The organism is Variovorax sp. N23 (genome assembly GCF_025486315.1).
Lineage (GTDB): Bacteria > Pseudomonadota > Gammaproteobacteria > Burkholderiales > Burkholderiaceae_C > Variovorax.
In genome coordinates, this window is sequence record NZ_JAOOPY010000009.1 from 105,387 (window position 1) to 128,040 (window position 22,654).

General features: G+C 68.9%; 20 protein-coding genes. 4 read left to right on the forward strand and 16 right to left on the reverse strand.

What is annotated here, in order from left to right; translation table 11 throughout:
- Positions 1–17: 17 nt before the first annotated feature.
- The 16 genes from N8A90_RS15385 to N8A90_RS15460 form a co-directional block, all read right to left on the reverse strand.
- Entirely contained in the window at positions 18–1,085 is a 1,068-nt protein-coding gene (locus tag N8A90_RS15385; protein WP_262075815.1) for a porin, read from the reverse strand.
- 166 nt (positions 1,086–1,251) lie between these two features.
- Positions 1,252–1,983, reverse strand: a complete 732-nt coding sequence (locus tag N8A90_RS15390) for a GntR family transcriptional regulator (protein ID WP_262075816.1) — start codon at positions 1,981–1,983, stop codon at positions 1,252–1,254.
- Positions 1,984–1,993: 10 nt separating this feature from the next.
- Entirely contained in the window at positions 1,994–2,659 is a 666-nt protein-coding gene (locus tag N8A90_RS15395) for a cysteine hydrolase family protein (RefSeq protein ID WP_262075817.1), read from the reverse strand.
- Positions 2,660–3,204: 545 nt separating this feature from the next.
- The gene (locus N8A90_RS15400; protein WP_262075818.1) at positions 3,205–4,806 is read right to left on the reverse strand and encodes an ABC transporter ATP-binding protein; all 1,602 of its coding nucleotides are present in this window, start codon (positions 4,804–4,806) and stop codon (positions 3,205–3,207) included.
- Positions 4,807–4,828: 22 nt separating this feature from the next.
- Entirely contained in the window at positions 4,829–5,515 is a 687-nt protein-coding gene (locus N8A90_RS15405; protein WP_262075819.1) for a cysteine hydrolase family protein, read from the reverse strand.
- Entirely contained in the window at positions 5,512–6,597 is a 1,086-nt protein-coding gene (locus N8A90_RS15410) for a formamidase (RefSeq protein ID WP_262075820.1), read from the reverse strand. The genes N8A90_RS15405 and N8A90_RS15410 overlap by 4 nt, the downstream gene beginning before the upstream one ends.
- Positions 6,598–6,995: 398 nt before the next feature.
- Positions 6,996–7,916 (reverse strand): ABC transporter permease, encoded by a 921-nt coding sequence (locus N8A90_RS15415; protein WP_262075821.1) that lies wholly within the window; start codon positions 7,914–7,916, stop codon positions 6,996–6,998.
- On the reverse strand, positions 7,913–8,992 hold the full coding sequence (locus N8A90_RS15420; protein WP_262075822.1) for an ABC transporter permease: 1,080 nt from the start codon (positions 8,990–8,992) through the stop codon (positions 7,913–7,915). Before N8A90_RS15420 ends, N8A90_RS15415 begins: the two co-directional genes overlap by 4 nt.
- 10 nt (positions 8,993–9,002) lie before the next feature.
- The gene (locus tag N8A90_RS15425; protein WP_262075823.1) at positions 9,003–10,118 is read right to left on the reverse strand and encodes a BMP family ABC transporter substrate-binding protein; all 1,116 of its coding nucleotides are present in this window, start codon (positions 10,116–10,118) and stop codon (positions 9,003–9,005) included.
- A 277-nt stretch (positions 10,119–10,395) separates the two neighbouring features.
- Complete coding sequence (locus tag N8A90_RS15430) at positions 10,396–11,820, reverse strand: AtzE family amidohydrolase (protein WP_262075824.1); 1,425 nt, start codon at positions 11,818–11,820, stop codon at positions 10,396–10,398.
- Positions 11,817–12,023 (reverse strand): DUF4089 domain-containing protein, encoded by a 207-nt coding sequence (locus N8A90_RS15435; protein WP_262075825.1) that lies wholly within the window; start codon positions 12,021–12,023, stop codon positions 11,817–11,819. Before N8A90_RS15435 ends, N8A90_RS15430 begins: the two co-directional genes overlap by 4 nt.
- A 23-nt stretch (positions 12,024–12,046) precedes the next feature.
- Entirely contained in the window at positions 12,047–12,868 is an 822-nt protein-coding gene (locus N8A90_RS15440; protein WP_262075826.1) for an ABC transporter ATP-binding protein, read from the reverse strand.
- Positions 12,865–13,719 (reverse strand): ABC transporter permease, encoded by an 855-nt coding sequence (locus N8A90_RS15445; RefSeq protein WP_262075827.1) that lies wholly within the window; start codon positions 13,717–13,719, stop codon positions 12,865–12,867. Before N8A90_RS15445 ends, N8A90_RS15440 begins: the two co-directional genes overlap by 4 nt.
- A 3-nt stretch (positions 13,720–13,722) precedes the next feature.
- Positions 13,723–14,736: an ABC transporter substrate-binding protein gene (locus tag N8A90_RS15450; RefSeq protein ID WP_262075828.1), complete on the reverse strand. Its 1,014-nt coding sequence runs from the start codon at positions 14,734–14,736 to the stop codon at positions 13,723–13,725.
- 48 nt (positions 14,737–14,784) lie between these two features.
- The gene (gene atzF / locus N8A90_RS15455; RefSeq protein ID WP_262075829.1) at positions 14,785–16,521 is read right to left on the reverse strand and encodes an allophanate hydrolase; all 1,737 of its coding nucleotides are present in this window, start codon (positions 16,519–16,521) and stop codon (positions 14,785–14,787) included.
- A gap of 115 nt (positions 16,522–16,636) precedes the next feature.
- A complete protein-coding gene (locus N8A90_RS15460) occupies positions 16,637–17,470 on the reverse strand; it encodes a M48 family metallopeptidase (protein WP_262075830.1) in 834 nt (277 codons plus the stop codon).
- 37 nt (positions 17,471–17,507) lie between these two features.
- Here N8A90_RS15460 and N8A90_RS15465 point away from each other — a divergent pair, with 37 nt between their 5' ends.
- The 4 genes from N8A90_RS15465 (at position 17,508) to N8A90_RS15480 (ending at position 22,649) form a co-directional block, all read left to right on the forward strand.
- A complete protein-coding gene (locus N8A90_RS15465; protein ID WP_262075831.1) occupies positions 17,508–18,860 on the forward strand; it encodes an AmpG family muropeptide MFS transporter in 1,353 nt (450 codons plus the stop codon).
- Between the two features lie 95 nt (positions 18,861–18,955).
- On the forward strand, positions 18,956–20,176 hold the full coding sequence (locus N8A90_RS15470) for a beta-ketoacyl-[acyl-carrier-protein] synthase family protein (protein ID WP_262075832.1): 1,221 nt from the start codon (positions 18,956–18,958) through the stop codon (positions 20,174–20,176).
- Positions 20,173–20,985 carry a beta-ketoacyl synthase chain length factor gene (locus N8A90_RS15475; RefSeq protein ID WP_262075833.1) on the forward strand — a complete coding sequence of 271 codons (813 nt, stop codon included), beginning with the start codon at positions 20,173–20,175 and terminating at the stop codon, positions 20,983–20,985. The genes N8A90_RS15470 and N8A90_RS15475 overlap by 4 nt, the downstream gene beginning before the upstream one ends.
- A gap of 5 nt (positions 20,986–20,990) precedes the next feature.
- Complete coding sequence (locus N8A90_RS15480; RefSeq protein WP_262075834.1) at positions 20,991–22,649, forward strand: NAD(P)/FAD-dependent oxidoreductase; 1,659 nt, start codon at positions 20,991–20,993, stop codon at positions 22,647–22,649.
- Positions 22,650–22,654: the final 5 nt, after the last annotated feature.

Below are 22,654 nucleotides of genomic sequence, written 5' to 3' on the forward strand. Positions count from 1 at the left end.
CCGCCGCGCTGCCGCGATCAGAAGCTGTGGCGAACGCCGAACTCGTAGCCCGTCACGTTGCGGCCCGCCGCGATGGTCGGGCTGGCCAGCGAGGACGACGACACGGTGAGGCCGCGGTTGGCGCGGTCGTCGTTGTCGACCCGTGCGACCGTCGCGTAGAGCTGCGTGCGCTTGGACAGGTTGTAGCCGTAGCCCAGCGCGAAGCGGTTGGAGTCCGCATCCGAGATGTCCTTGCGCTTGTACATGCTGTAGGCCGCACGGATTTCGCCGACGCCCACGGGCACGGTCGCACCGACCTCGTACAGCTCGACCTTGCGGCCGTTGCCGCGCTCGGTGGCGATCAGCACCATCGGCTTGACGAAGCCGAAGTTGTACGACGCGCCGATGTTGGTGGCGCGGTAGTCGACATCGGCCGTCGTGGTGCCGCCGCGCACCTGGCCATAGCCCAGCGCCACGTTCAGCGCGCCGGCGGCGTAACCGATGCGGAAGCCCGCGCTGTCGCGCAGCGACTCGTTGGTGATGGCTGGGGTGTCGACCTGCTCGCCGAAGGCGTACTGCACCTGGCCGTAGAAGCCGCCGAGCTTGGCCGGCAGCAGGTAGTTGATGCCGTTGCTCGCGCGCTTGGGGCCGCTGCCTTCGGCCGTGCCGACGGCCCCGCTGGCGCTGCCGACGAGGTTGGAGCCGTTCACGCCGCCGACGCCGGTATCGCCGAAGGGGTCGAAGGTCTCGATGTTCAGGTACGCGGGCACCTTGTCGCGGCCCAGGCGCAGTTCGCCGAAGGTGTTGCTCGACAGGCTCACGGTGGAGCGGCGCTCGAAGGCATAGCCGCTGCTGTTGCCGTTATCGACGGCGAGGCCGCCCTCGAGCCAGAAACCGGCCGCGAGACCGCCGCCGAGGTCTTCCGTGCCGCGGAAGCCCAGGCGGCTGCTGGACAGACCGCCGTTGGAGAGGCCGGTCACCTTGCTGCTGCCGCTGGAGATGTGGGCCACGGACGTATCGAGCACACCGAAGAGGGTGACGGTGGACTGGGCGAATGCGCCCGCGGCGGCGGTCAGTGCCGCAACGGCGATGAGGGTCTTTTTCATGGAGAGGATCTCTTCGAGGATGAGGGATCGCCGACGCGACGAGGGCACATGGCCCATCGCTGGCCGGCGGGCTCCGCGTCATGCGGGGCGCCGTCGCCCATTAGAAAAACACTCTGTGACACCCCCAGGAAGCCCGCACTTTCCCGTGGGTGATTGCCGGCTGCGGTTACCGGCTGCTGACTTGTCCGCTACGACGCGCGAGGTGCACTTGGTGCAGCGTGATCTTGCGCACCTCGGCCTGACTGGTCTCGATGTGCGCGCGCAGCAGCATCGCGGCTTGGTCGCCACGATTGGCGCGCACGGCTTTCAATATCTTGGCGTGCTCGTCGTAGGTCGCGTCGATGCGCGGCTGCTTGGTGAAGTCGAGCCGGCGGATGATGCGGATGCGGTCGGTCACGTCGCGGTGCACGCGGGCCATCTCGGCATTGCCGGCCGCGGCCACCAAGGCGCAGTGAAAGTCCTCGTCCCACAGGCCGACCTGCACCGTGTCGCTGCTGCGCTGCGCGGCCGGCACGAGCCAGATGCCAGCAAGTGCGTCGAGCATGCCGCGGTCGACGTGGCGGTCGGTTTCGCAGAGGCGGTGCACGGCCGTCGTCTCCAGGATCATGCGCAGGTCATAGAACTGCTCGAACTGGTCGAAGTCGAAGGGCAACACACGCCAGCCGCTGCGAAACAGCACTTCGACGAAGCCTTCCTGCTGCAGCCGGAACAGCGCTTGGCGCACCGGCGTGCGCGAGACGCCGAGGCGCTCGCTGATCTCGTTCTCGGTGAAGCGGTCGCCGGGGACGAGCTTGAATTCGGAGATGTCGCGCTTGAGCTGCGCATAGACCTCGTCGGCACGCGTGCGAAACACGGCAACGTCGGGTTCGGGGGTAAAGGTGGGAGCGAGAGCGGACACGGGGTCGATGTTAGTCCTTGAGCGCCGCCAGTAGATGCGCGCTTGGCGCCGTCCAACCGACGATGGCGCCCTGGGCGTGGATCATCTCGATGGCCGCGACCTTGAAGGCGGGGAAGTAGCTCTCGGTGCAGTCCTCGAGCAGCAAGCCGTCGTAGCCGCGATCGTTGGCCTCGCGCATGCTGGTCTGCACGCACACCTCGGTCGTCACGCCGCCGAACAGCAGATGCGTGATGCCGCGCGCCTGCAGTTTCTCGTGCAGGCCGGTGGCGTAGAACATGCCCTTGCCGGGCTTGTCGATGACCCATTCGCCCGCGATGGGCGCGAGCGCGTCGATGATCTGGTTGCCGGGTTCGCCCCGCACCAGGATGCGCCCCATCGGGCCTTCGTCGCCGATGCGCAATGTCGGGTTGCCGCGGTTGCGCTTGGCGGGTGGGCAGTCGGAGAGATCGGGTTGATGCGCTTCGCGTGTGTGGACGACCAGACCGCCGGCAGCGCGCCACGACTGAAGCACCTTCTTCGTTGCCGGCACGATGGCTTCGAGGAGCGACACGTCGTTGCCCAAGGTCTCGCCGAAGCCACCGGGTTCGATGAAGTCGCGCTGCATGTCGATGAGGACCAGTGCGGTCTTCTGCAGGTCGAAGTCGTAGGGGAAGGGTTGGGCTTGGGCTATGCGCATGTCTTGCTTTCAGCGTTCGGTTGCTTGACGTGCCGGGGGGCGTCGGCGGGCGGTATGCCTTTGGGCGGCAGACGTCTCCGGCCCTTCGGGCTTCGCTGCTGCTCCTCGTGTCAGGCGGGGTCCGCGCAAACTCGCTTCGCTCAAACACGCGCGGCCCTGATCCACCTGCCCCTGCGGTGCTCGCCGGAGCCGCAACAGCCGCCCAAAGACATACCACCCACCGACGCGGACGCGATCGTTGTGCATCCCTTTCCGGCGAGCGCAATCGTCCCGCGCCACCAAGCCCGGCAGGCGGTGCGGGCCGGGCGACCCTTGTGCGCCGCCAAGGCGCGCAGGGCCATCGGCTGCGCGCGCAGCGCGCTTCGTGAACTGACTCGTCGCAGCTGTCTGAGCGCAGAGAACGAAGTGAACGCAGCGAGTTCTGCGACGCAGCCGATGGCGCGAGCACCGCAGGGAAGCCGCGAAGCGGCCGGCGCACCGGGGTCGCCCCGCCCGCACCGCCTGCCGGGCGCTCTCCGCAAGCAACGCGAACGAGCAAGAACACATCAATGATGCCCCCCCCCCATATGCGCCCCCAACTCACGCCGCTCCGCCGTCGCCGCCGGAGTCTCGAACACCACGCGCCCCTCGCTCATCACGACGATGCGGTCCGACAGCTCCAGCAGTTCATCGAGGTCTTCGCTGATCAGCAGCACCGCTCCACCCTTCTCCCGCACCTGCACGATGCGCGAGTGGATCTCAGCAACCGCTGCGAAGTCGAGACCGAACACCGGGTTGGCCGCGATCAGCACGTTGATATCGCCCGCCAGTTCACGCGCCAGCACGGCGCGCTGCACGTTGCCGCCCGACAGGCTGCGGATCGGCGCGCCCTCGCCCTGCGTCTTCACGCCGTACTCGGCGATCCATTCGCGGGCACGGCTGCGCCACGTCGGAAAGTTCAGCAGGCCGCCGCGCGCGAGCGGTGGCTGGTCGAAGTCGCGCAGGGCCATGTTCTCGGCCACGCTCAAGTCACCCACGCAGGCATTGCGCAAAGGTTCTTCGGGAAGACTGCGCACCTTCAGCTCGCGGTTCTCGCTGCGGGTGGCGGCATAGGGCCGTCCCATCACCGTGACCTGGCCCGACAGCCGCGCGCGCTGGCCGACCAGCGCCTCGACCAGCTCGCGCTGGCCGTTGCCCGAAACACCGGCCACGCCGAGGATCTCGCCCGCCTTCACCGACAGGCTCAGGTCGTGCACGGCAAGCGTGCCGCGGTCGCCCATGGCCTGCAGTCGATCGACGTTCAACGCGATCGGCGCATCGGCGGCCACGGCCTTCATCGTGTGCAGCGCGCGGCCGGTCGGTACCGCCGCCACGGGTGCGCCGTCTTCGGCAGGCGCCGGCGCGCCCTCGCCCATCATGGCCGCGGCCAGCAACGCCGGCGTCGTGTCAGCCACCTGGCAGTGGTGCACCGCCTTGCCGCGCCGCAACACCGTCACGCTGTCGGCGTACGCCATCACCTCGCGAAACTTGTGCGTGATGATGAGCACGGTGCACATGCCGCTCCTGGCGAAGTCGCGCACGTGGCCGAGCACCTCGTCGGCTTCCTGCGGCGTCAGCACCGACGTGGGTTCGTCGAGGATCAAGAGGCGCGGCTTCAGGTACAGCTGCTTGAGCAGTTCCAGCTTCTGCTTCTCGCCAGCCGCGAGCGAGGATGGCGTCACGTCGAGGTCGAGGCTGAAGGGCGTGGTCGCAAGAAAGGCCTCCAGCTCGGCGCGCTTCTTCTTCCAGTCGATCAGCGCGGGTGTCTTGCCGCCGGCCAGCAGCAGGTTCTCGGCCACCGTCATGCCGGGCGCCAGCGTGAAGTGCTGGTAGACCATGCCGATGCCCAGCGCGCGCGCGACGATCGGGTTGGCGATGTCCTGCTCGCGCCCGTCGATCAGGATGCTGCCCTCCTCCGCCCGCTGGAAACCGGCCACGCACTTCACCAGCGTGCTCTTGCCGGCGCCGTTCTCGCCGAGCAGCGCATGCACCGTGCCGGGCTCGACGCGCATGGTCACGCTGTCCATCGCGGTGAAGGCACCGAAGCGCTTGGTGAGCTGGTAGGTGTCGAGCGCGAGCGCGCCGGTGGCGACGGGCAAGGCACCGATGGGGGTGGCGACTGCGTTCATGAGGTCGGTCCTTGCAGGAGGCTCAGGCCAATGCGGCCAGCAGTGCTTCGGAGTCGGCATGCGCGCCGAACACACCGCCCTGCATCGTGATCATCTTCAGCGCCGCGAGGTGGTTTCCGTGGTCGGTCGCGGCCGTGCAGTCGCTCAACAGCATGCATTCGAAGCCGCGGTCGTTGGCGTCGCGCATGGTCGTGTGCACGCACACGTCGGTCGTGATGCCGGCGAGGATCAGGTTCTCGATGCCGCGCGTGCGCAGGATCAGCTCGAGGTCGGTCGCGTAGAACGATCCCTTGCCCGGCTTGTCGATCACCACCTCGCCGGGCAGCGGTGCCAGCGCGGGAATGATCTCCCAGCCCGGCTCGCCGCGCACCAGGATGCGCCCGCACGGCCCGTCGTCGCCGATGCCCACCCCGTTGGCGCCGATCTGCCGCGAGCGCCAGCGCTTGTTGGCCGGCAGGTCGGCGAGGTCGGGCCGATGGCCTTCGCGCGTGTGGAGGATGTGAAAGCCCAACGCGCGCATCCGCGCCATCGTCTTCCGGATCGGCTCGATCGGCGCCTGCACCAGCGACAGGTCGTAACCCATCACGTCGACATAGCCGCCCTGACCACAGAAGTCGGTCTGCATGTCGATGACGACGAGCGCGGTGTTCTCCGGGCGCAGGTCGCCGTTGTAGGGCCAGGCGTAGGGTTGGGCTTGGACAGTCGTCATGAACCGGTCGCCTTGCGGTGCGAGGAATCGGGTTGTTCGGGGATGTCGGGCACGGTCCTGGGCACCTGGGGCGCCAGCGGGTGCGACTCGGGGCCTTTGTACGCGCGCAGCGGCGCCGTGAAGCCGCAGGATGTCCCGTCGATCACCTTCACGTCGTCGCTCCACGGCAGCCTGTACTGGCCCGACGCCATGTCCTGCATGTAGGTGTACGGAAAGTCCTGCGCACCGCCCTTCACCGCCACGTAGCCGCGGTGATACAGCTGGTAGATGTTGTTCTCCACGCCCCAGCCGGTGCGGGCTTCGCGCACCAGGTCGGGCCGCAGCTCGCAGGTGATGATCTCGTCGACGCGGCCGCCGCCCTCGACCATCACCGTGCCGTCGAAGCTGCAGAACATGCCTTCGCCCATCGAGTCGAAAGTGCCGTCGCTGCCGCACATGCACACGCTGGCGGTGTAGGCCAGGTTGCAGAAGGCGTTGGCCTGGTTGGTGATCTTCCAGGCGTGGCGGATGGGTGCGGTGTATCCCGCCGTGCGGATGATGATCTCGGCACCCTTGTACGCGGCCTCGCGCGCCATCTCGGGCAGCATGCCGTCGTGGCAGATGATGAGCGCGAGCTTGCTGCCGTTGGGGCCGTCGCACACCGGGATGCCCAGGTTGCCCGGCTCCCAGGGCTCGACTGGCACCCACGGATGCATCTTGCGGTAGTAGAGGCGGATGGCGCCCATGTCGTCGATGATCAGCCCGCTGTTGTACGGGTTGCCACCGGGGTTGGCTTCCATGATCGAGAAGCAGCCCCAGATCGTGTTGTCGATGCAGGCCTTGCGAAAGGCCGCGACCTCCGGCCCATCGAGCGTGCACATGATGTCCGGCGATGTGTCCATCGACAGGCCGTGCAGCGAATATTCGGGGAACACGACGAGGTCCATGGTCCCCTGGTTGCGCCGCGCCTTGCCGACCAGCTCGACGATGCGTGCTGTCTGCGCCGCCAGCTCTTCGGGCGTACGCACCACGGGCAGTTGGCATTGCACGAGGCCGACGACGACGCCGTTTTCCGATTTGTTCAGTCCTCCGAAGCCACTCATTCGCTTGTCTCCTTGCAGTTGGTTTCGGTCTGCGCGCGGCGCCGGAATTTCGATCTGGGCGCGTGCCGAGGCCACCGGGTATTCCCCTCCGCGAATGTCCCCCGGCCTGCGGCCTCCTCCTTGATTTCGCTGCGGGGAACACCCAGTACCCTCGGCCCTGGACGCGCTGCGTCGTGCGAACGGATCAACCCCTGCGCGACTGGATCCCGCCGATGGTGTGCTTCCCGCAGCGAAATAAAGGAGGAGCCGGCAGCCGAAGGCTGACGGCGGGGGACATTCGCGGAGGGAAGTACGCCGTCGGCGTGATCCCGCCCCTGGCCCGCACCTCGACCAAGCCACCGGTGCTGCGCGAGGAAAAGCGACTGCAGCACTGCAACAGGAATGAACATGGCGCTGAATTACCTCGTGGACGAAAGCTCGCCCGGGCTGCCGATGGCGACACTGCCCGGCTTGCAGGTGAATACCAGGATGACCAGCGTCAGCACGTAGGGCACGGTGTTGAACAGGTGATAGCCCCAGCCGACACCAATCGATTGCAACGCCGGGCCGATGGCGCCCGCGCCGCCGAAGAGAAAGGCCGCGCCCACGCAGCGCAGCGGGCTCCAGCGCGCGAAGATCACCAGCGCCACCGCGATCAGGCCCTGGCCGCTGGAGATGCCTTCGTTCCAGCTTCCCGGATAGAACAGCGTGAGCGACGCACCACCGAGGCCCGCGATGAAGCCGCCTGCCGTGGTCGCCGCGATGCGGATGCCGGACACCGAGTAGCCGAGCGCCCGCGTCGCATTGGCCGAATCGCCCGCCATGCGCACCAGCAAGCCGGCGCGGGTGCGCGCGAAGCCCCAGACCATGAGGCCCGCCAACACGATGCCCAGCGGCACCAGTGCATTGATCTGCAGCGCCGACTGCACCACCGTGTTGTCGCTCCAGAAGCCGAGCGGAATGGCCGGCAGTTGCGGCGCCTGCGGCTGGATCAACGGCTTGCCCAGGTAGAAGGCGAGCCCGGTGCCCAGCAGCATCAGCGCAATGCCGGTCGCCACGTCGTTCACGCGGTCTAGCGAGCACAGCAGGCCGTGCAGCAAGGCCAGCGCCGCGCCCGCGCAAGCGCCGATCAGCACGCCGAGCCAGGCCGAGTCGGTGAGATAGGCGCCACCGAAGGCCGCCATGGCCGACAGCACCAGCACGCCTTCGAGGCCGAGGTTGATGCGCCCCGACTTCTCGGTGAGGCATTCGCCCAGGCTCACGAACAGGAAGGGCGCGCCCACGCGCAATGCGCCGCCGATGATGCCGGCCACCAACGCGATCCACTGGTCAGCGGTCATGCGGCTTCCTTGGTGAGCTTGGGCTGCACGGCCTTGGGCATGCGGTTCTTCAGCAGCGTCTTCCAGTCGACCATCCGCAGACCTTCGCTCGCGAGGATCAGCACGAAAGCGATGCCCTGCAGCACCAGCACCGACGCATCGGGCAGGCCGAGCCGCCGTTGCAACAAGCTGCCCGCCGCGCCGAAGCCGCCGAACAGGATGGCCACGGGAATGATCGCGATGGGGTTGTGCCGCGCGATGAACGACACCAGGATGCCCGCGTAGCCGTAGCCCGCGATGAGCGAGGCGTTCGCGTTGGTGTGCACCGCCGCCACCTCCACCGCGCCCGCCACGCCGGCGCAGGCACCGCCCACTCCGCAGGCCGCCAGAATGAGCCGTGTCGCCGGCAGGCCGACCAGTTGCGCGGTGCGCGGATTGCCGCCCACCACCCGCACCGAGAAGCCCGATGCCGTGATGCGCAGCCACAGGCCGAGCCCGACGCACGCCACGATGCCGATCACCAGCCCCCAGTGCACGTCCGACCCCGCGATGCCGCCGATGCCTAGCCCGTCGGGCAGCGAGCGCGTCGACGGCTTGTTCAGGCTGGCCGGGTCGCGCAGCGCGCCTTCGACCAGGTGCTTGAAGATGCCGATCGCGATGTAGGCCAGCAGCAGGCTGCTGATGGTTTCGTTGATGCCGCGGTACTGCCGCAGCCACCCCGCCAGCATGATCCACAGCGCGCCGGCCACCGCGCCGGCGATGCAGATCGCGACCGTGCCGACGATGTTGCCCGGCAGCGGAATCGCGTAAGGCAAGGCGGCGCAGGCCAGCCCGCCCAGCACCACCGCGCCTTCGCCGCCGATGATCACCAGCCCCGCGCGCGCCGGGATGGCCACGCACAGCGCAGTGAGCATCAGCGGCGCGGCGCGCTGCAGCGTGTTCTGCCACGAGAACCAGTCGCCGAAGGCGCCCTTGAAGAGCGTGACCCACACGTCCACCGGGCTCACCCCGGCAAACCACACGAGCACCCCGAACACGAGCAGCGCCGCCGCGATGGCGAAGGCCGGCAGGGCGATTTCCTTCAGCGCGGCGCGCATGGCCGTGACCTTAGATGGAACCCAACACGCCCTCGACCAGGTAGTTCATCTTCTCGAGCTCGAGGTCGGTCTGCTTGAGCGACTTGCCGGCTGGCACCACGACGGCGCCCTTGTTGTCCTTGATGCCGTCCTTGAAGATGTCGAAGGTGCCCGCGATCATCTGCGCCTTGATGCCGTCGGCCTGCTTCTTGGCGGCGTCGGTCACGGCCGGGCCGTAGGCGGACATCTTCACGTAGCCTTCCTTGAGGCCGCCGCGCAGGAAGTTGGGGTGCGGCTTGCCGGCCTGGGCCGCGTCGATGATGGTCTTGTACGCGGTGAGCCAGTTCCACTCGGCGCCCGTGAGGTAGGCCTGCGGTGCCAGCTTGGCCTGGCTCGCGTGGTAGCCGCAGACCATCTTGCCGCGCTTGGCCGCCGTCTCGACGACGACCTTCGGCCCGTCGACGTGCATCGTGAACACGTCGCAGCCCTGGTCGGCCAGGCTGTTGGTGGCTTCGGCTTCCTTCACGGGCATCGACCAGTCGCCGGTGAAGATCACGCTGCAGGTGATGCCGGGCTTGACCGAGCGCGCCCCGAGCGTGAAGGCGTTGATGTTGCGCAGCACCTGCGGAATGGGCTTGGCAGCGACGAAGGCGATCTTGTTGCTCTTCGTCATGTGCGCGGCGATCACGCCGTTGAGGTACTGGCACTCGTCGATGTAGCCGAAGAAGCTGCCGACGTTCTTCGGGTGCTTGCCTTCGGTCCACATGCCGCCGCAATGCGAGAAGCGCACGTCGGGGTTCTTCGGTGCGAGCGCCAGGATGTGCGGGTCGAAGTAGCCGAAGGACGTGGGGAACAGCAGCTTGGCGCCGTCCTGCGAAATCATGCCGGTCATGGTCTTCTGCACGGCCGCGGTCTCGGGCACGTTCTCTTCCTCGACCACCTTCACGCCGGGCATCTTCTTCACTTCGGCGGCGGCCTGCGCATGCGCCTGGTTGTAGCCGTAGTCGTCACGCGGGCCGACGTAGATGACGCCGACGGTCAGCGGCTTGGCCTGTGCACTGGCGAGCGCGCTCCAGCCGCCCAGCGTGCCGGCGGCGCCGAGGGCGGCGATGGATTTGAGGGAGTCGCGGCGATTGATCTGGCTCATGGTGTGCTCCAAAAGTGGGAGGAAACGGAGAAGACGAAGCAATGAATCTTGGATACAAGACTGTGTGCATAAAGCGTACCAACCTCGTTGAGATGGTTCGGGGCGCGTGCCGAGGCCACGGGGCACGTCGTGCGATATCCGCCGATGAACCGCTGCGCTGCTGGCTCGCGTCGATGGCGTGCTCCCCGCAGCGAAATCAAGGAGGAGGCCGCAGGCCGGGGGACATTCGCGGAGGGGAGTACGCCGTCGGCGTGAGCCCGCCACGGACAACGCAAAGTCATAGCGCAGCGACCGGCGCCTGGACCACGTTGGCAGCCTCGAGTGCAGCCGCCACGCGCAACACCAGGTCTTCACGCCAAGGCGCAGCAATCACCTGCACGCCGATCGGCAGGCTCGCGTGCGCGCCCCACACGGGAACGGCGCACACAGGCAGCCCGATGCACGAGATCGGTTGGGTCAGCACGCCCATGTTGGGGCGCACCGGCAGGCGCTGGCCGTTGAGCTCGAACCACTCTGCGCCGAGGGGCGTCGCCGCGCAGGGCGTCGACGGCGCCAGCAGGATGTCGAAGCGCTCGAACAACCTGGCCACCTGCTCGGCGTAGAGGCGTCGCACGCGCTGCGCACGCGCCACCCACGCCGCCGGGATCAACGCACCCGCCAGGAAGCGGTCGCGCGACAGCGGCTCGAAATCCTGCGGGCGCTGGCGCAGGTCGTGCAGATGCAGCGCGGCGCCCTCGGCGTTGGTGATGAGGAAGGCGGCGGCGCGGCCGGCCTCGACCATCGGCAGTTCGACGGCCTGGCTGGCGCCCAGGGCCTCGGCGACGCGGTCCACCGCGCTCAGGGCCTCGGGCTGGGCCCGCTCGCGGAAATAGCCGCCCAGCACGCCGATGCGCAGGCCACGCGTGCCGTGCGACAGCTGCGCCGCGACCGGCTCGGCCGCGCGCTGCGCGCATCCCGGGTCGAGCGGTGCATGCGTCTCGGGGCCCTGCATCGCGTCATAGGCCAGCGCCAGGTCGCGCACCGAACGCGCGAACGGCCCGAGGTGGTCGAGGCTGGAGATGAAGGGGTAGGTGCCGGTGCGCGGCAGTCGGCCGAAGGTCGGTTTCAACCCGAAGATGCCGCACAGCGAGGCCGGCACACGGATGGATCCGTTGGTGTCGGAGCCGAGCGTGAGCGGCACCTGGCCGGCCGCCACCGCGGCGCCGGAACCGCCCGACGAACCGCCTGCGATGCGCGTCAGGTCGTGCGGGTTGTGGGCCGGGCCGACGTGGCTGTTCTCGGTGGTGAAGCCGTAGGCGTACTCGTCCATGTTGAGCGCGCCGACCAGCACAGCACCAGCGCTTTCGAGCCGGCGCACCAGCGCGGCATCGCTGCGGGCGGGCGTGCTGTCGCGTTCGATCTTCGAGCCGGCCAACGTCTGCAGGCCGGCGATGTCGAACAGGTTCTTCACCGCGAAGGGCACGCCGAGCAGCGGCAGCTCGCGGGTGCGATGCCCGTTCGAGGAGGCCAGCGACGCATCGACCTGCGCGGCACGGCGCAGCGCGCGTTCGCGCACCACGTCGGTGAAGGCGTTGACGCGGCCGTCGGTGACCGCGATGCGGTCGAGGCTGGCCTGCACCAGCGCGACGGCGCGGGTCGCGCCGCTGCGCACGGCCTCGGCCATCGCCGCAGCGTCCTGCAGGATCAAGGCATCGGCGTTCATGCGTCCTTCTCCTTCGGGCTCACCGGCACGAAGGACACCGCGGATTCCGCATGCGGATCGAGCGGCACCGCGTCGACCACGGCCGCCATCTCGGCGGCCAGTGCGAAGAAACGCAGCACGCCGGGGCGGTGGTCGGGCCGCAGGTTCAGTCCGAGCGCGGCAGCCGCCGCGTCGACATAGGCTTCGGTCTGGGCGGGGGTCATCGCGGCTCCTTCGGTGTGCGTGATCAGCGGCGCACTTCGCGCTGGAAGATCTCCAGGCTCAGCTTCTTCATCGCGACGAAACTGGCCGAGCTGAGCGTTTCGAGCGTGCGCGGACGCGCGTCGTCGTACTTCAGGATTTCGGCGACCTTGGTCGGTCGCTTGGTCAGCAGCAGCACCTCGTCGGCCAGGTACACGGCTTCTTCCAGGTCGTGCGACACCAGCAGCATGGTGGTGCCGGTCTGGATGAACACCTCCTGCAGCTTCTCGCGGATGAACAGCGTCATCTCGAAGTCGAGCGCCGAGAAGGGCTCGTCGAGGAACAGCACCTCGGGGTTGGGTGCGAGCGCCCGCATGATCGACGCGGTCTGCTGCTGCCCGCCCGAGAGTTCGTAGGGAAAGCGCTTGAGGTCGAACTTGACGTCGAAGGACGCGACGAGTTCTTCCATGCGGCGATCAACCTCCGCCTTCGACTTGCCCTCCAGCTGCAGCGGGTAGGCGATGTTGTCGATGGTGCGCATCCACGGGAACATCGCCTCGCGGTAGTTCTGGAACACGTAGCCGATCTTCGTGTCCTTGAGCGACTTGCCGTCGAACAGGATCTCGCCCGAATCGATGGGGATCAGCCCCGCGATCATGTTGATCAGCGTGCTCTTGCCGCAACCGTTCGGCCCGAAGACCGAGACGATCTTGTGCTTGGGGATGTCGAGGTCGAAGTTCTCGTACAGCGGCCAGCCCGCGAAGTACTTGGTGAGGCCGCGGATCGTGATGTGCGTGCCGGCCGGGCCGGGCTGGAAGGCGGGGGTGGGCACGTCGGCGTACACCGGGCCGTTGAGGACTGCGCTCATCTTCCACTCCAGTGAACGATCTTGCGTTCGGCGACCAGGAACAGGATGTTGAGCGCATAGCCCAACGCACCCGCGGCGAGGATGGCCGCGTACATGCTCTTGACGTTGAGCACCTGCTGCGCATCGATGATGCGGTGGCCGAGGCCCGCGTCGGAGCCGATGAACATCTCGGCCACGATCACGATCACCAGCGCCATCGACACCGCGGAGCGCAAGCCCACGAACGACGGCTGCAGGCTTTCCCAGATCAGCACGTCCTTGAACACCTGCCAACGCGAGGCGCCCATCACCTTCGCGGCCATCACCCGCTGCTTGCGCGCGTTGATGACGCCGTAGGCGCTGTTGAAGATCACGATGAGGAAGGCGCCGAAGGCCGCGATGGCGATCTTGTTGATGTCCGACACGCCGAAGATCAAGAGGAACAGCGGGATGAGGGCCGACGATGGCGTCGAGCGGAAGAAGTCGATCAGGAATTCGACGCTGCGGTAGACCCGCTCGTTGCTGCCCAGCAGCACGCCCAGCGGCACGCCGACGACGGCCGCGATCAGGAAGGCCTGCACCGTGCGCCACACCGTCACCGCGAAGTCGGTGAGCAGCGGGCCGCCGGCCAGGCCGGTGATCAGCGTGGTGACGGTATCCGCCGGCGCCGGCAGCAGGATCGGCTTGATGAAGCCGAGCCGCACGACCAGGTCCCAGACGATGAAGAGCACGACCGGCCCGATGAAGGGCAGCAGCTTGTCCCACAGCGGCGGCTTGGGCACCGCGCTGGCCGCGCCGTTCGCAGGCGGTGACCAGGGCTTGGGGGCGGCGCCAGAACTGACGCTGACAGGCGCGACGGAGGTGTCGGCCATGGCTCAGGCCTTGTACAGAAGCCCATCCACCGGCACCTTCTTCTCGAAGATGCCCTTCTCGGTGAACAGGTCGTAGAACTTCTGGAAGTAGGCGACGTCGCTCGGCTTGAACTCGTTGTAGAGCATGTACGACGCGAGCGGCACTTCGGCGGTGAGCGCGCCTTCGATGGCGGTGTAGCCCTTCATGTACTGGCGGGCGTCGTTGGGTTGTGTGCGCACCAGCTCGACGCCGCGTGCATAGGCCGCGATGAACTTCTTCGCCACCTCGGGGTTCTTCTTGATGAACTCGGTCGTGAGGCTGGCCGCGCCGCCATGCCACGGGGCCATCGGGTCGCCCAGGATGTACTTGGCGACCACACCCGCTTCGATGACGCGCGTGGTGCCGTTCATGCGGCCGATGGTGCCGGTCGGCTCCAGCGTGTAGCAGGCGTCGACCTGGCCCGCCACCAGCGCGGCGACATGCTGGCCGATAGGCAGTTCGGTCACCGTGGCGCCGGTGGCACCGGCGCGCTCGAGCATGGTCTTGCACAGCGTCACGTTCTGGATGCCGGGGCCCGAGGCGACCTTCTTGCCCTTGAGGTCGGCCACGGTCTTGAAGGGGCTGTCCTTGGCGGTGATGAACTCGTCGAGCACGAACTTGGCGTTGCTCGGGTTGGTGCAGAAGATCTTGAACAGGCCGGGCTGCGCGATCTCGCCGATGGCCAGGTTGGCCGAGCCGGTGCCGTTCGAGCTGCCGTCGGAGCGGCCCGAGAGCATCGCCTCCATCACCTGCTGCGCGCCGGCGAACTTGAGCGGCTCGACGTCGAGGCCCGCTTCCTTGAAGTAGCCCTTGTCGACCGCCGCGAAGAAGGGCAGGCCCGCGGCCACCGGCCAGAAGCCGATGCGGATCTTCGTGGCCTGCGCCAGCACCAGCGATGGCGCGGCCAGCGCAGCGATGCCGGCGGCACCGGCCTGCAGCACATGGCGGCGCGATGGCTGGGGCGCGCGTGCTGCGAATGACTTGTTCGGGGATTCCATGGGCCGACTCCTGCGTAATGGTTGAAGCGAAGAAAGAGGAGGCCGCGCTCAGGCGAGCGCCGCCTGGCGGGATGCGATGTAGCGGCGCCAGCCGCCGTGGTGCGTGATGTCTTCCGCGCCGTCGAGCGCAATCGATTCGCAGACGAAGCCCTGCACGCTGCTGCCGTCGTCAAGCGTCAGCGTGCCGATGCCCAACGGCGCCGGAATGAGTGCGACGAAGGAACCGTAGGCGGTGGCGGGCATCTCCCACACCTCGACGATGAGCGCGGCGCCCCCCGCGGGCACGCGCACCATGCCGGGCTTGGGCGGCACGGTGCCGGGCAGCGCGTAGAGGCGGTACTGCGGGGCGGTTTTCGTTTCACACAACAGCGTGGCGCCGCGCTCGGTCAGCTGGCCGTTGAGCGGCATGCCCGAGAGGTGCGCGCCGACGACAGCCACTTTCACGGTGGCGGCCGGCTTGAGCAGCGGCAGCGCGACGGGTGCCGGCATCGGCGCGCCGGTCGCGCCGAGCGTGAGCCCGGTCGCGTGGTGCAGGCGCTGGCCCAGATCGGCCAGCTGGAAGTCGCTGGCGCACGGGCCGATCAGCGTCAGGCCGAAGGGCAGGCCGTCGCTGCGGAGGCACGTCGGCACCGAGAGCGCCGCGTAGTCGAGCAGGTTGACGAAGTTGGTGTACGCGCCGAGGTTCTGGTTGAGCGCGACCGGATCGGCCTGCATCGCGGCGATGGTGTAGTGCGTGGGCGAGGTCGGCACCACCAGGATGTCGATGTGCTTCCACATCGGCGCGGCCTGCTGCGCCAGGGCGCGCAACTGGGTCTGTGCATCGACGAAGTCGGCCGCGCTGTACTGGCGGCCGCGCGCCAGGATGCTGCGCACCGGCTCGATCACCTCGGCCTCGTGTGCGTCGAAGAAGGGACGCACCGCGGCGTAGCGCTCGGCCACCAGCGCACTGTCGTAGAGCAGCGCCGCGGCTTCGGCCAGCGGGGCGTAGTCGATCGGCACGCGCGTGGCGCCCAGGGCTTCGAGTTGGGCGAGCGAGCGCTCGAAGGCCGCGGCCGAGTCGGCATCGCCGAAGAACTCGAGCTGCGACGGCACGCCGATGCGCAGGCGGGCAGGCAAGGGCGTTGTGATGGGCGTGAGCGCGCGTGAATAGGGGTCGGCCGCGTCGTACCCCATGGCGACGCTCAGAACGCGCGCTGCCAGCTCCACGGTGCGCGCGAAGATCGACACGCAGTCGACGCTCTGCGCCGCCGGCAGCACGCCGCGCGTGCTGAGGAGGCCCTTGGTCGGCTTGAGGCCCACGATGTTGTTGAGCCCCGCCGGCACGCGGCCGGAGCCCGCCGTGTCGGTGCCCAGCGCGAAATCGACCTCGCCCATGGCCACCACCCGCGCCGAACCGGAGCTGGAGCCGCCCGACACGTAGCGCGCATCGAAGCTGTTGGGCACCGCGCCGTAGGGCGAGCGCGTGCCGTTCAAGCCGCAGGCGAACTGGTCGAGGTTGGTCTTGCCGACCAGCACCGCACCGGCGTCGAGCAGGCGCCGCACCACCTGGGCGTGCGCGGCCGCCGCGCGGGCGAAGGCCGGGCAGGCGGCGGTGGTCGGCAGGCCGGCCACGTCGATGTTGTCCTTGACCGCGAAGCGCAGCCCGGCCAGCGGGCCATTGGCTTGCGCCCCGGTGATCGGCGGGTCGATCCGCGTGATCCAGGCGGCGGCACCGGGGTCGGCAACACCCGGGTCGGCGGATTGCCCGTCATCGGTCGGCTGCGAAATCCTTGCATGCACCATCATCAAGCATCCTGTCTTGTGTACAAGATGAGATGCAAGTGGCGTGCCAACGCCTGCCGGGGCTTAGCAAGCCCCGGCAGCCTGGATTCGGTGGGTCAGGAAAAGATGGGGCGCGGGCTCAACCGCGCTTCGCCGCCCGGTACAGCCCGTCGACCTTGCCGATGTTGGCTTCGAGGATGCGGATGCGGTCGGTGCCGCTGGGGTGGGTCGAGAGGAAGCTCAGGCCGCCCTGGTTCTTCGAGGCGGCGGCCATCTTCTGCCAGAGTGACACGGAGGCACGCGGGTCGTAGCCGGCGCGGGCCGCGAGTTCGAGGCCGACCAGGTCGGCGTCGGTCTCGTCGCCGCGGCTGAACTTGAGCGACAGCAGCTGCGTGCCGGCGCGCGCCGCCATGTCGCCGACCTGGCCCAGCCCGAGCAGCTGCGCCGTGATCGACAGTGCCGCACCGGTGCCCGCGCTCTTGGCGAGGCGCGCGCGGGCGTGCTCGCGCAGGGCATGCGCCGTCTCGTGGCCCATGACCATCGCGACCTCGTCGTCGCTGAGCTTGAGCTGGTCGAGGATGCCCGTGTAGAAGGCGATCTTGCCGCCGGGCAGGCAGAAGGCGTTGATCTGGGGGCTGCCGATCAGGTTGATCTGCCACTTCCACTGGGCGGCGCGCGGATTCCACGGGCCGACGAAGGGGATGAGCCGCGCGGAGATGGTGCGCAGCCGCTGCAGCTGCGGGTGGCCGGCGGGCGCGAGCGCGCCCTTGGCCTTGGCCTGCTGGAGCAGCTGGTCGTACTGCTGCACACCGGCCTGCTCGACGGTGTCGGCGGGCACCAGGTTGCGCGCGGCCGAGGCCTTGCCCACCTCGACCTGCGCCAACGCGGGCGTCACGGCGGCGGCCCCCGCCAAGGCGAGGAAAGCCCGGCGCGCGTGCCAGGGACCGATGGGAAGCTCGCAGCGTGAACACATGCGGGAATAATAAGCAGCCACCCCGATCGCCCCTTCAATGTCCCCACCCTCGGCCGCCGACGCCTCCCCCGCCCCTTTGTCCGAAGCGCCGCTGTCCTGGCGCGACGCGCTCAAGGTGTACCTCGAACCCGCGACGCTGCGCATGCTGGCGCTGGGCTTCTCGGCCGGCCTGCCGCTGCTGCTGGTGCTGGGCACGCTCAGCTTCCGGCTGCGCGAAGCCGGCGTGGCGCGCAGCGAGATCGGCTACCTGAGCTGGGTCGGCCTGGTCTACGCCTTCAAGTGGGCCTGGGCGCCGCTGGTCGACCGGCTGCCCATCCCGCTGCTCACCCGGCGCATGGGCCGCCGCCGAAGCTGGCTGCTGCTGGCGCAGGCGCTGGTGATCGGGGGGCTGGTCGGCATGGCGATGGCCGACCCGCGCGGCGGGCTGGCGCCGCTGGTGTGGGGCGCGCTGCTGGTGGCCTTCGGCTCGGCCACGCAGGACATCGCGCTGGACGCCTTCCGCATCGAATCGGCCGAGACGCGCAAGCAGGCCGCGCTGGCCGCCGCCTACCAGACGGGCTACCGCCTGGCGATGATCTGGGCCGGCGCCGGCGTGCTGTCGATCGCCGCGTGGACCGAGATCACCGGCGCCGCCGGCTACCAGAACGCCGGCTGGAAGGCCGCCTACCTGGTGATGGCCGCCTCGATGGCGGTCGGCGTGGTCACGGTGCTGCTGTCGTCCGAGCCCGCCCAGCGGGTGATGCCGCGGGCGCGCAACGCCGCCGAGTGGCTGCAGAACGTGCTGGTCGAGCCCTTTGCCGACTTCATCCGTCGCTACAAGTGGCAGGCGGTGCTGATCCTGTCGCTGATCGCCATCTACCGCATCAGCGACGTGGTGATGGGCATCATGGCCAACCCCTTCTACGTCGACATGGGCTTCAGCAAGGAAGAGGTGGCGGCGGTCAGCAAGGTGTTCGGCGTGGTGATGACGCTGGTCGGCGCCTTCGTGGGCGGCATCCTGTCGATGCGCCTGGGCGTGATGCGCGTGCTGATGCTGGGCGCGGTGCTCAGCGCGGCGAGCAACCTGCTGTTCGCCTGGCTGGCCGCCCACGGCCACGACATGACGATGCTGGTGCTGGTGGTGTCGGCCGACAACCTGGCCGGCGGCATCGCGTCGGCCGCCTTCATCGCCTACCTGTCGAGCCTGACCAACATCAGCTACTCGGCCACGCAGTACGCGCTGTTCAGCTCGCTGATGCTGCTGCTGCCCAAGTTCCTGGCGGGCTACTCGGGCGTGTTCGTCGACGCCTACGGCTACGTGCCCTTCTTCGTGGGCACGGCGGTGCTGGGGGTGCCCGTGCTGGTCCTGGTCAGCCTGGCCGCGCGCCTGCAGCGCAGCGACGCCGGCTGAATACCCCCGGCACGGGGTGCCGGCCGACGCGCGAGTGCCCGGCCCGCTGCTAGTCTGTGGCATTGTTCGCGCTTCGCCACTTCCCGACCACCATCGTGCCGTCCCGCATCCCTCCCCTCCAGATCAGCGCCTACACCGCGACTTCGGCCGTCGGCGTGGGCAAGGCGTCGCTGCTCGACGCCCTCGAAACCTCTCGCAGCGGCCTGCGGGCCAACGACTTCGGCGAGGTGCCCGCCGGCGGCGCGCGCCTGCCGACCTGGATCGGCCGGGTGGCGGGCGTGGAGGACGTGCGCCTGCCCGAGTCGCTGGCCGCCTGGGACTGCCGCAACAACCGGCTGGCCTGGATGGGCCTGCAGGCCGACGGCTTCATGGACGCGGTGGCGACGGCACGCGCCAAATACGGGCCATCGCGCATCGCGGTGATCCTCGGCACCTCGACGTCCAGCATCGGCGAGACCGAGGACGCCTACACGCAGCTCACGGCCGAGGGCGCCTTCCCGCCCACGCAGGCGCGCCCGCTGGTGCACACGCCGCACTCGCTGGGGATGTTCGTGCAGGCGGCGCTGGGGCTGGATGGCCCGTCGGAGACGATCTCGACCGCCTGCTCGTCGAGCGGCAAGGTCTTCGCGTCGGCCGAGCGGCTGATCCGGCTGGGCCTGATCGACGCGGCCGTGGTCGGCGGCGTCGACACGCTCTGCGGCAGCGTGCTGTATGGCTTCAATTCGCTGGAGCTGGTGTCGCCCCAGCCGTGCAAGCCCTTCGACGCGACGCGCGACGGCATCAGCCTGGGCGAGGCCGCAGGCTTCGCGCTGGTGGAGCGTGCCGAGGCCACCACGGCCGACGGGCTCTACCTGCTGGGCTACGGCGAGGCGAGCGACGCGCACCACATGTCGACGCCGCACCCGCAGGGCCTGGGCGCCGAGCGCGCACTCGACGACGCGCTGGCCCGCGCCGGCCTGACGGCGGAGGCGGTCGACTACATCAACATGCACGGCACGGCCAGCACCAAGAACGACGAGGTCGAAGGCGCACTGGTCACCCGGCGCTTCCCCGAAAGCACACACGCCAGCTCGACCAAGGGCTTCACCGGCCACACGCTCGGCGCGGCGGGCATCGTCGAGGCAGCCATCAGCCTGCTGTCGCTGGAGACCGGCCTGATGCCGGGCACCGTGAACACCACGCAGCTCGACACCGACTGCGGCCCGCAGATCAAGCTCGAACCCGCGCGCGGCGACGTGAAGGTGGCGCTGTCCAACTCCTTCGGCTTCGGCGGCAACAACTGCTCACTGGTCTTCGGCAAGGGAGTGCAGGCATGAGCGCGATCGTGAAGACACCGACGCTGTACATCGAAGGCCCGGCCTTCTGGGCGCCAACGCTGCCCGGCTGGGACATCGCCCGCGCCGCCTTCACCGGCACCGGCGCGCCGATCGACCCGCCGGCCAAGCGGCCCTCCCCGCAGGTGCTGGCCCCGGCCGAGCGACGTCGCGCGCCCGACACCGTGGCACTGGCGCTCGAGGTGGCGGCCAACGCCATCGCCGCCTCGGGCCGCGACGCCAAGGACCTGCCCTGCATCTTCGCGTCGGCGCACGGCGACCTGGGCATCAACGACTACATGTGCGGCGTGCTGGCCAGCGACCCGACGGTGCTCTCGCCGATCAAGTTCCACAACTCGGTGCACAACGCCGCCGTGGGCTACTGGACGATCGGCGTGGGCTGCATGGCGGCGAGCAACTCGGTCGCGGCCTACGAGACGACCTTCGCGTCGGCGCTGCTCGAAGCGGCGGCGCAGTGCGCGGCCGACGACCAGCCGGTGCTGCTGGTGGGCTACGACATGCCGGCCGTCGGCGCGCTCGCGTCGGTCACGACCAGCCGCGGCCTGCTGGCGGTGGCGCTGGTGATCGCGCCGCAGCGCACCGACCGCACCGTGGCGGCCTTCGACTGGTCGCTCGTGGCGGGGCCGTCGCACCCGATCGCGCCGCGCTCGGAGGCCGCGCAGGCGCTGGCCACCAATGCCATGGCCGACGCGCTGCCGCTGTTCGAGGCGCTGGCCGCGGGCGGCGCCGAGACGCTCGCCATGCCGCTGTCGGCACGCCTCTCGCTGCAACTCCAACTCACGCAAGGCTGATGCCGATGACGATCGCCACGACAGCGCACGAACAACGGCACGACGTGGTGATCATGGGCGGCGGCCTGGCCGGGCTCACCCTGGCCCTGCAGCTGAAGAAGCGTTTCCCCGACATCGACGTGCTGGTGCTCGAGCGCCGCGCCCACCCGGTGCCGCATGCGGCGCACAAGGTGGGCGAGTCGTCGGTGGAGATCGGTGCCCACTACTTCGACACGGTGCTGGGCCTTAAGCCGCACATGCACGGCGAGCAGCTGCGCAAGTTCGGCTTCCGCTTCTTCTTCAGCGAAGGCCGGCGCGACATCGACCAGGTCACCGAAATCGGCGCCAGCCGCTTCCTGTCGGTGCCCAGCTACCAGATCGACCGCGGCATCTTCGAGAACTACCTGGGCGAGGAGGCCGCGCGCCGCGGCGTGAAGTTCACCGACCACGCGATGGTGCGGCAGATCGACCTGGCCGACGACGCGCAGGGCCTGCACCGCCTGAGCTGGACGCAGGACGGGCAGACGAACGTCATCGCCGCGCGCTGGATCGTCGACGCCTGCGGCCGCGCCGGCCTGCTCAAGCGCAAGCTGGGCCTGGCCGAACCGAACGCGCACGAAGCCCATGCGGTGTGGTTCCGCATCGGCGAGCGCATCACGCTCGACGACTGGAGCGACGACCCCGAATGGCGCGCCCGCTGCGACCCGCAGGCGCGCTGGCTGTCGACCAATCACCTGGTCGGCGCGGGCTACTGGGTGTGGCTGATTCCGCTGGCCTCGGGCTCGCACTCGGTGGGCATCGTGGCCGACCCGCGCTACCACGCGCTCGACATCATGGACAGCTTCGAGAAGGCGATGGACTGGTTCGCGCAGTACCAGCCGCGCCTGTTCGACGAACTCGACGGCAAGCGCCACCTGCTGCAGGACTTCGCCTTCTTCAAGAACTTCTCGTACGGCTGCAAGCAGGTGTTCTCGGGCCAGCGCTGGGCGCTGACCGGCGAGGCGGGCCTGTTCCTCGACCCCTTCTATTCGCCGGGCAGCGACTTCATCGCCATCGCCAACACCTACATCACCGACCTGATCGGCCACGACCGCGCCGGCCATTCGGTGGAGGCGCGGGCGCAGCTCTACGACCAGATCTACCACTCGTTCTACGAGAGCACCCTGGCGCTCTACCAGGACCAGTACGGCCTGTTCGGCGACCCCGAGGTGCTGCCAGTGAAGGTCATCTGGGACTACAGCTACTACTGGGGCGTGCTCTCGCAGATCTTCTTCCACGATCGGCTGACCGACCTGGCCCTGCTCGGCAGCCTGAAGGACGAACTGCAGCACTGCCAGCGGCTGAACATCGCGGTGCAGGCGCTGCTGCGCGCCTGGTCGGCATCGAGCGAGAAGCGCAACGTGGCGCAGATGCTCGACCACGCCGCGCTGCCCTGGTTCGCCGAACTCAACCGCAGCCTGACCGACACGCTCGACGACGCGCAGTTCAGCGAACGCATCCATGCATCGGTCGCGCTGCTGCGCCAACTGGCGCTGGAGATCCACGCACGCGCGCTGGCTTGCGACCCTGCACTGGGCGACGGTGATCTGTGCGCGCTGCTCGCCCAGCATTGGCCGGCGGACTCGGCGATCGAATGCACCATGCTGTTCGACGCGATGGCCGGGGGCGCGGCGGAACCGGCTTAGCCATT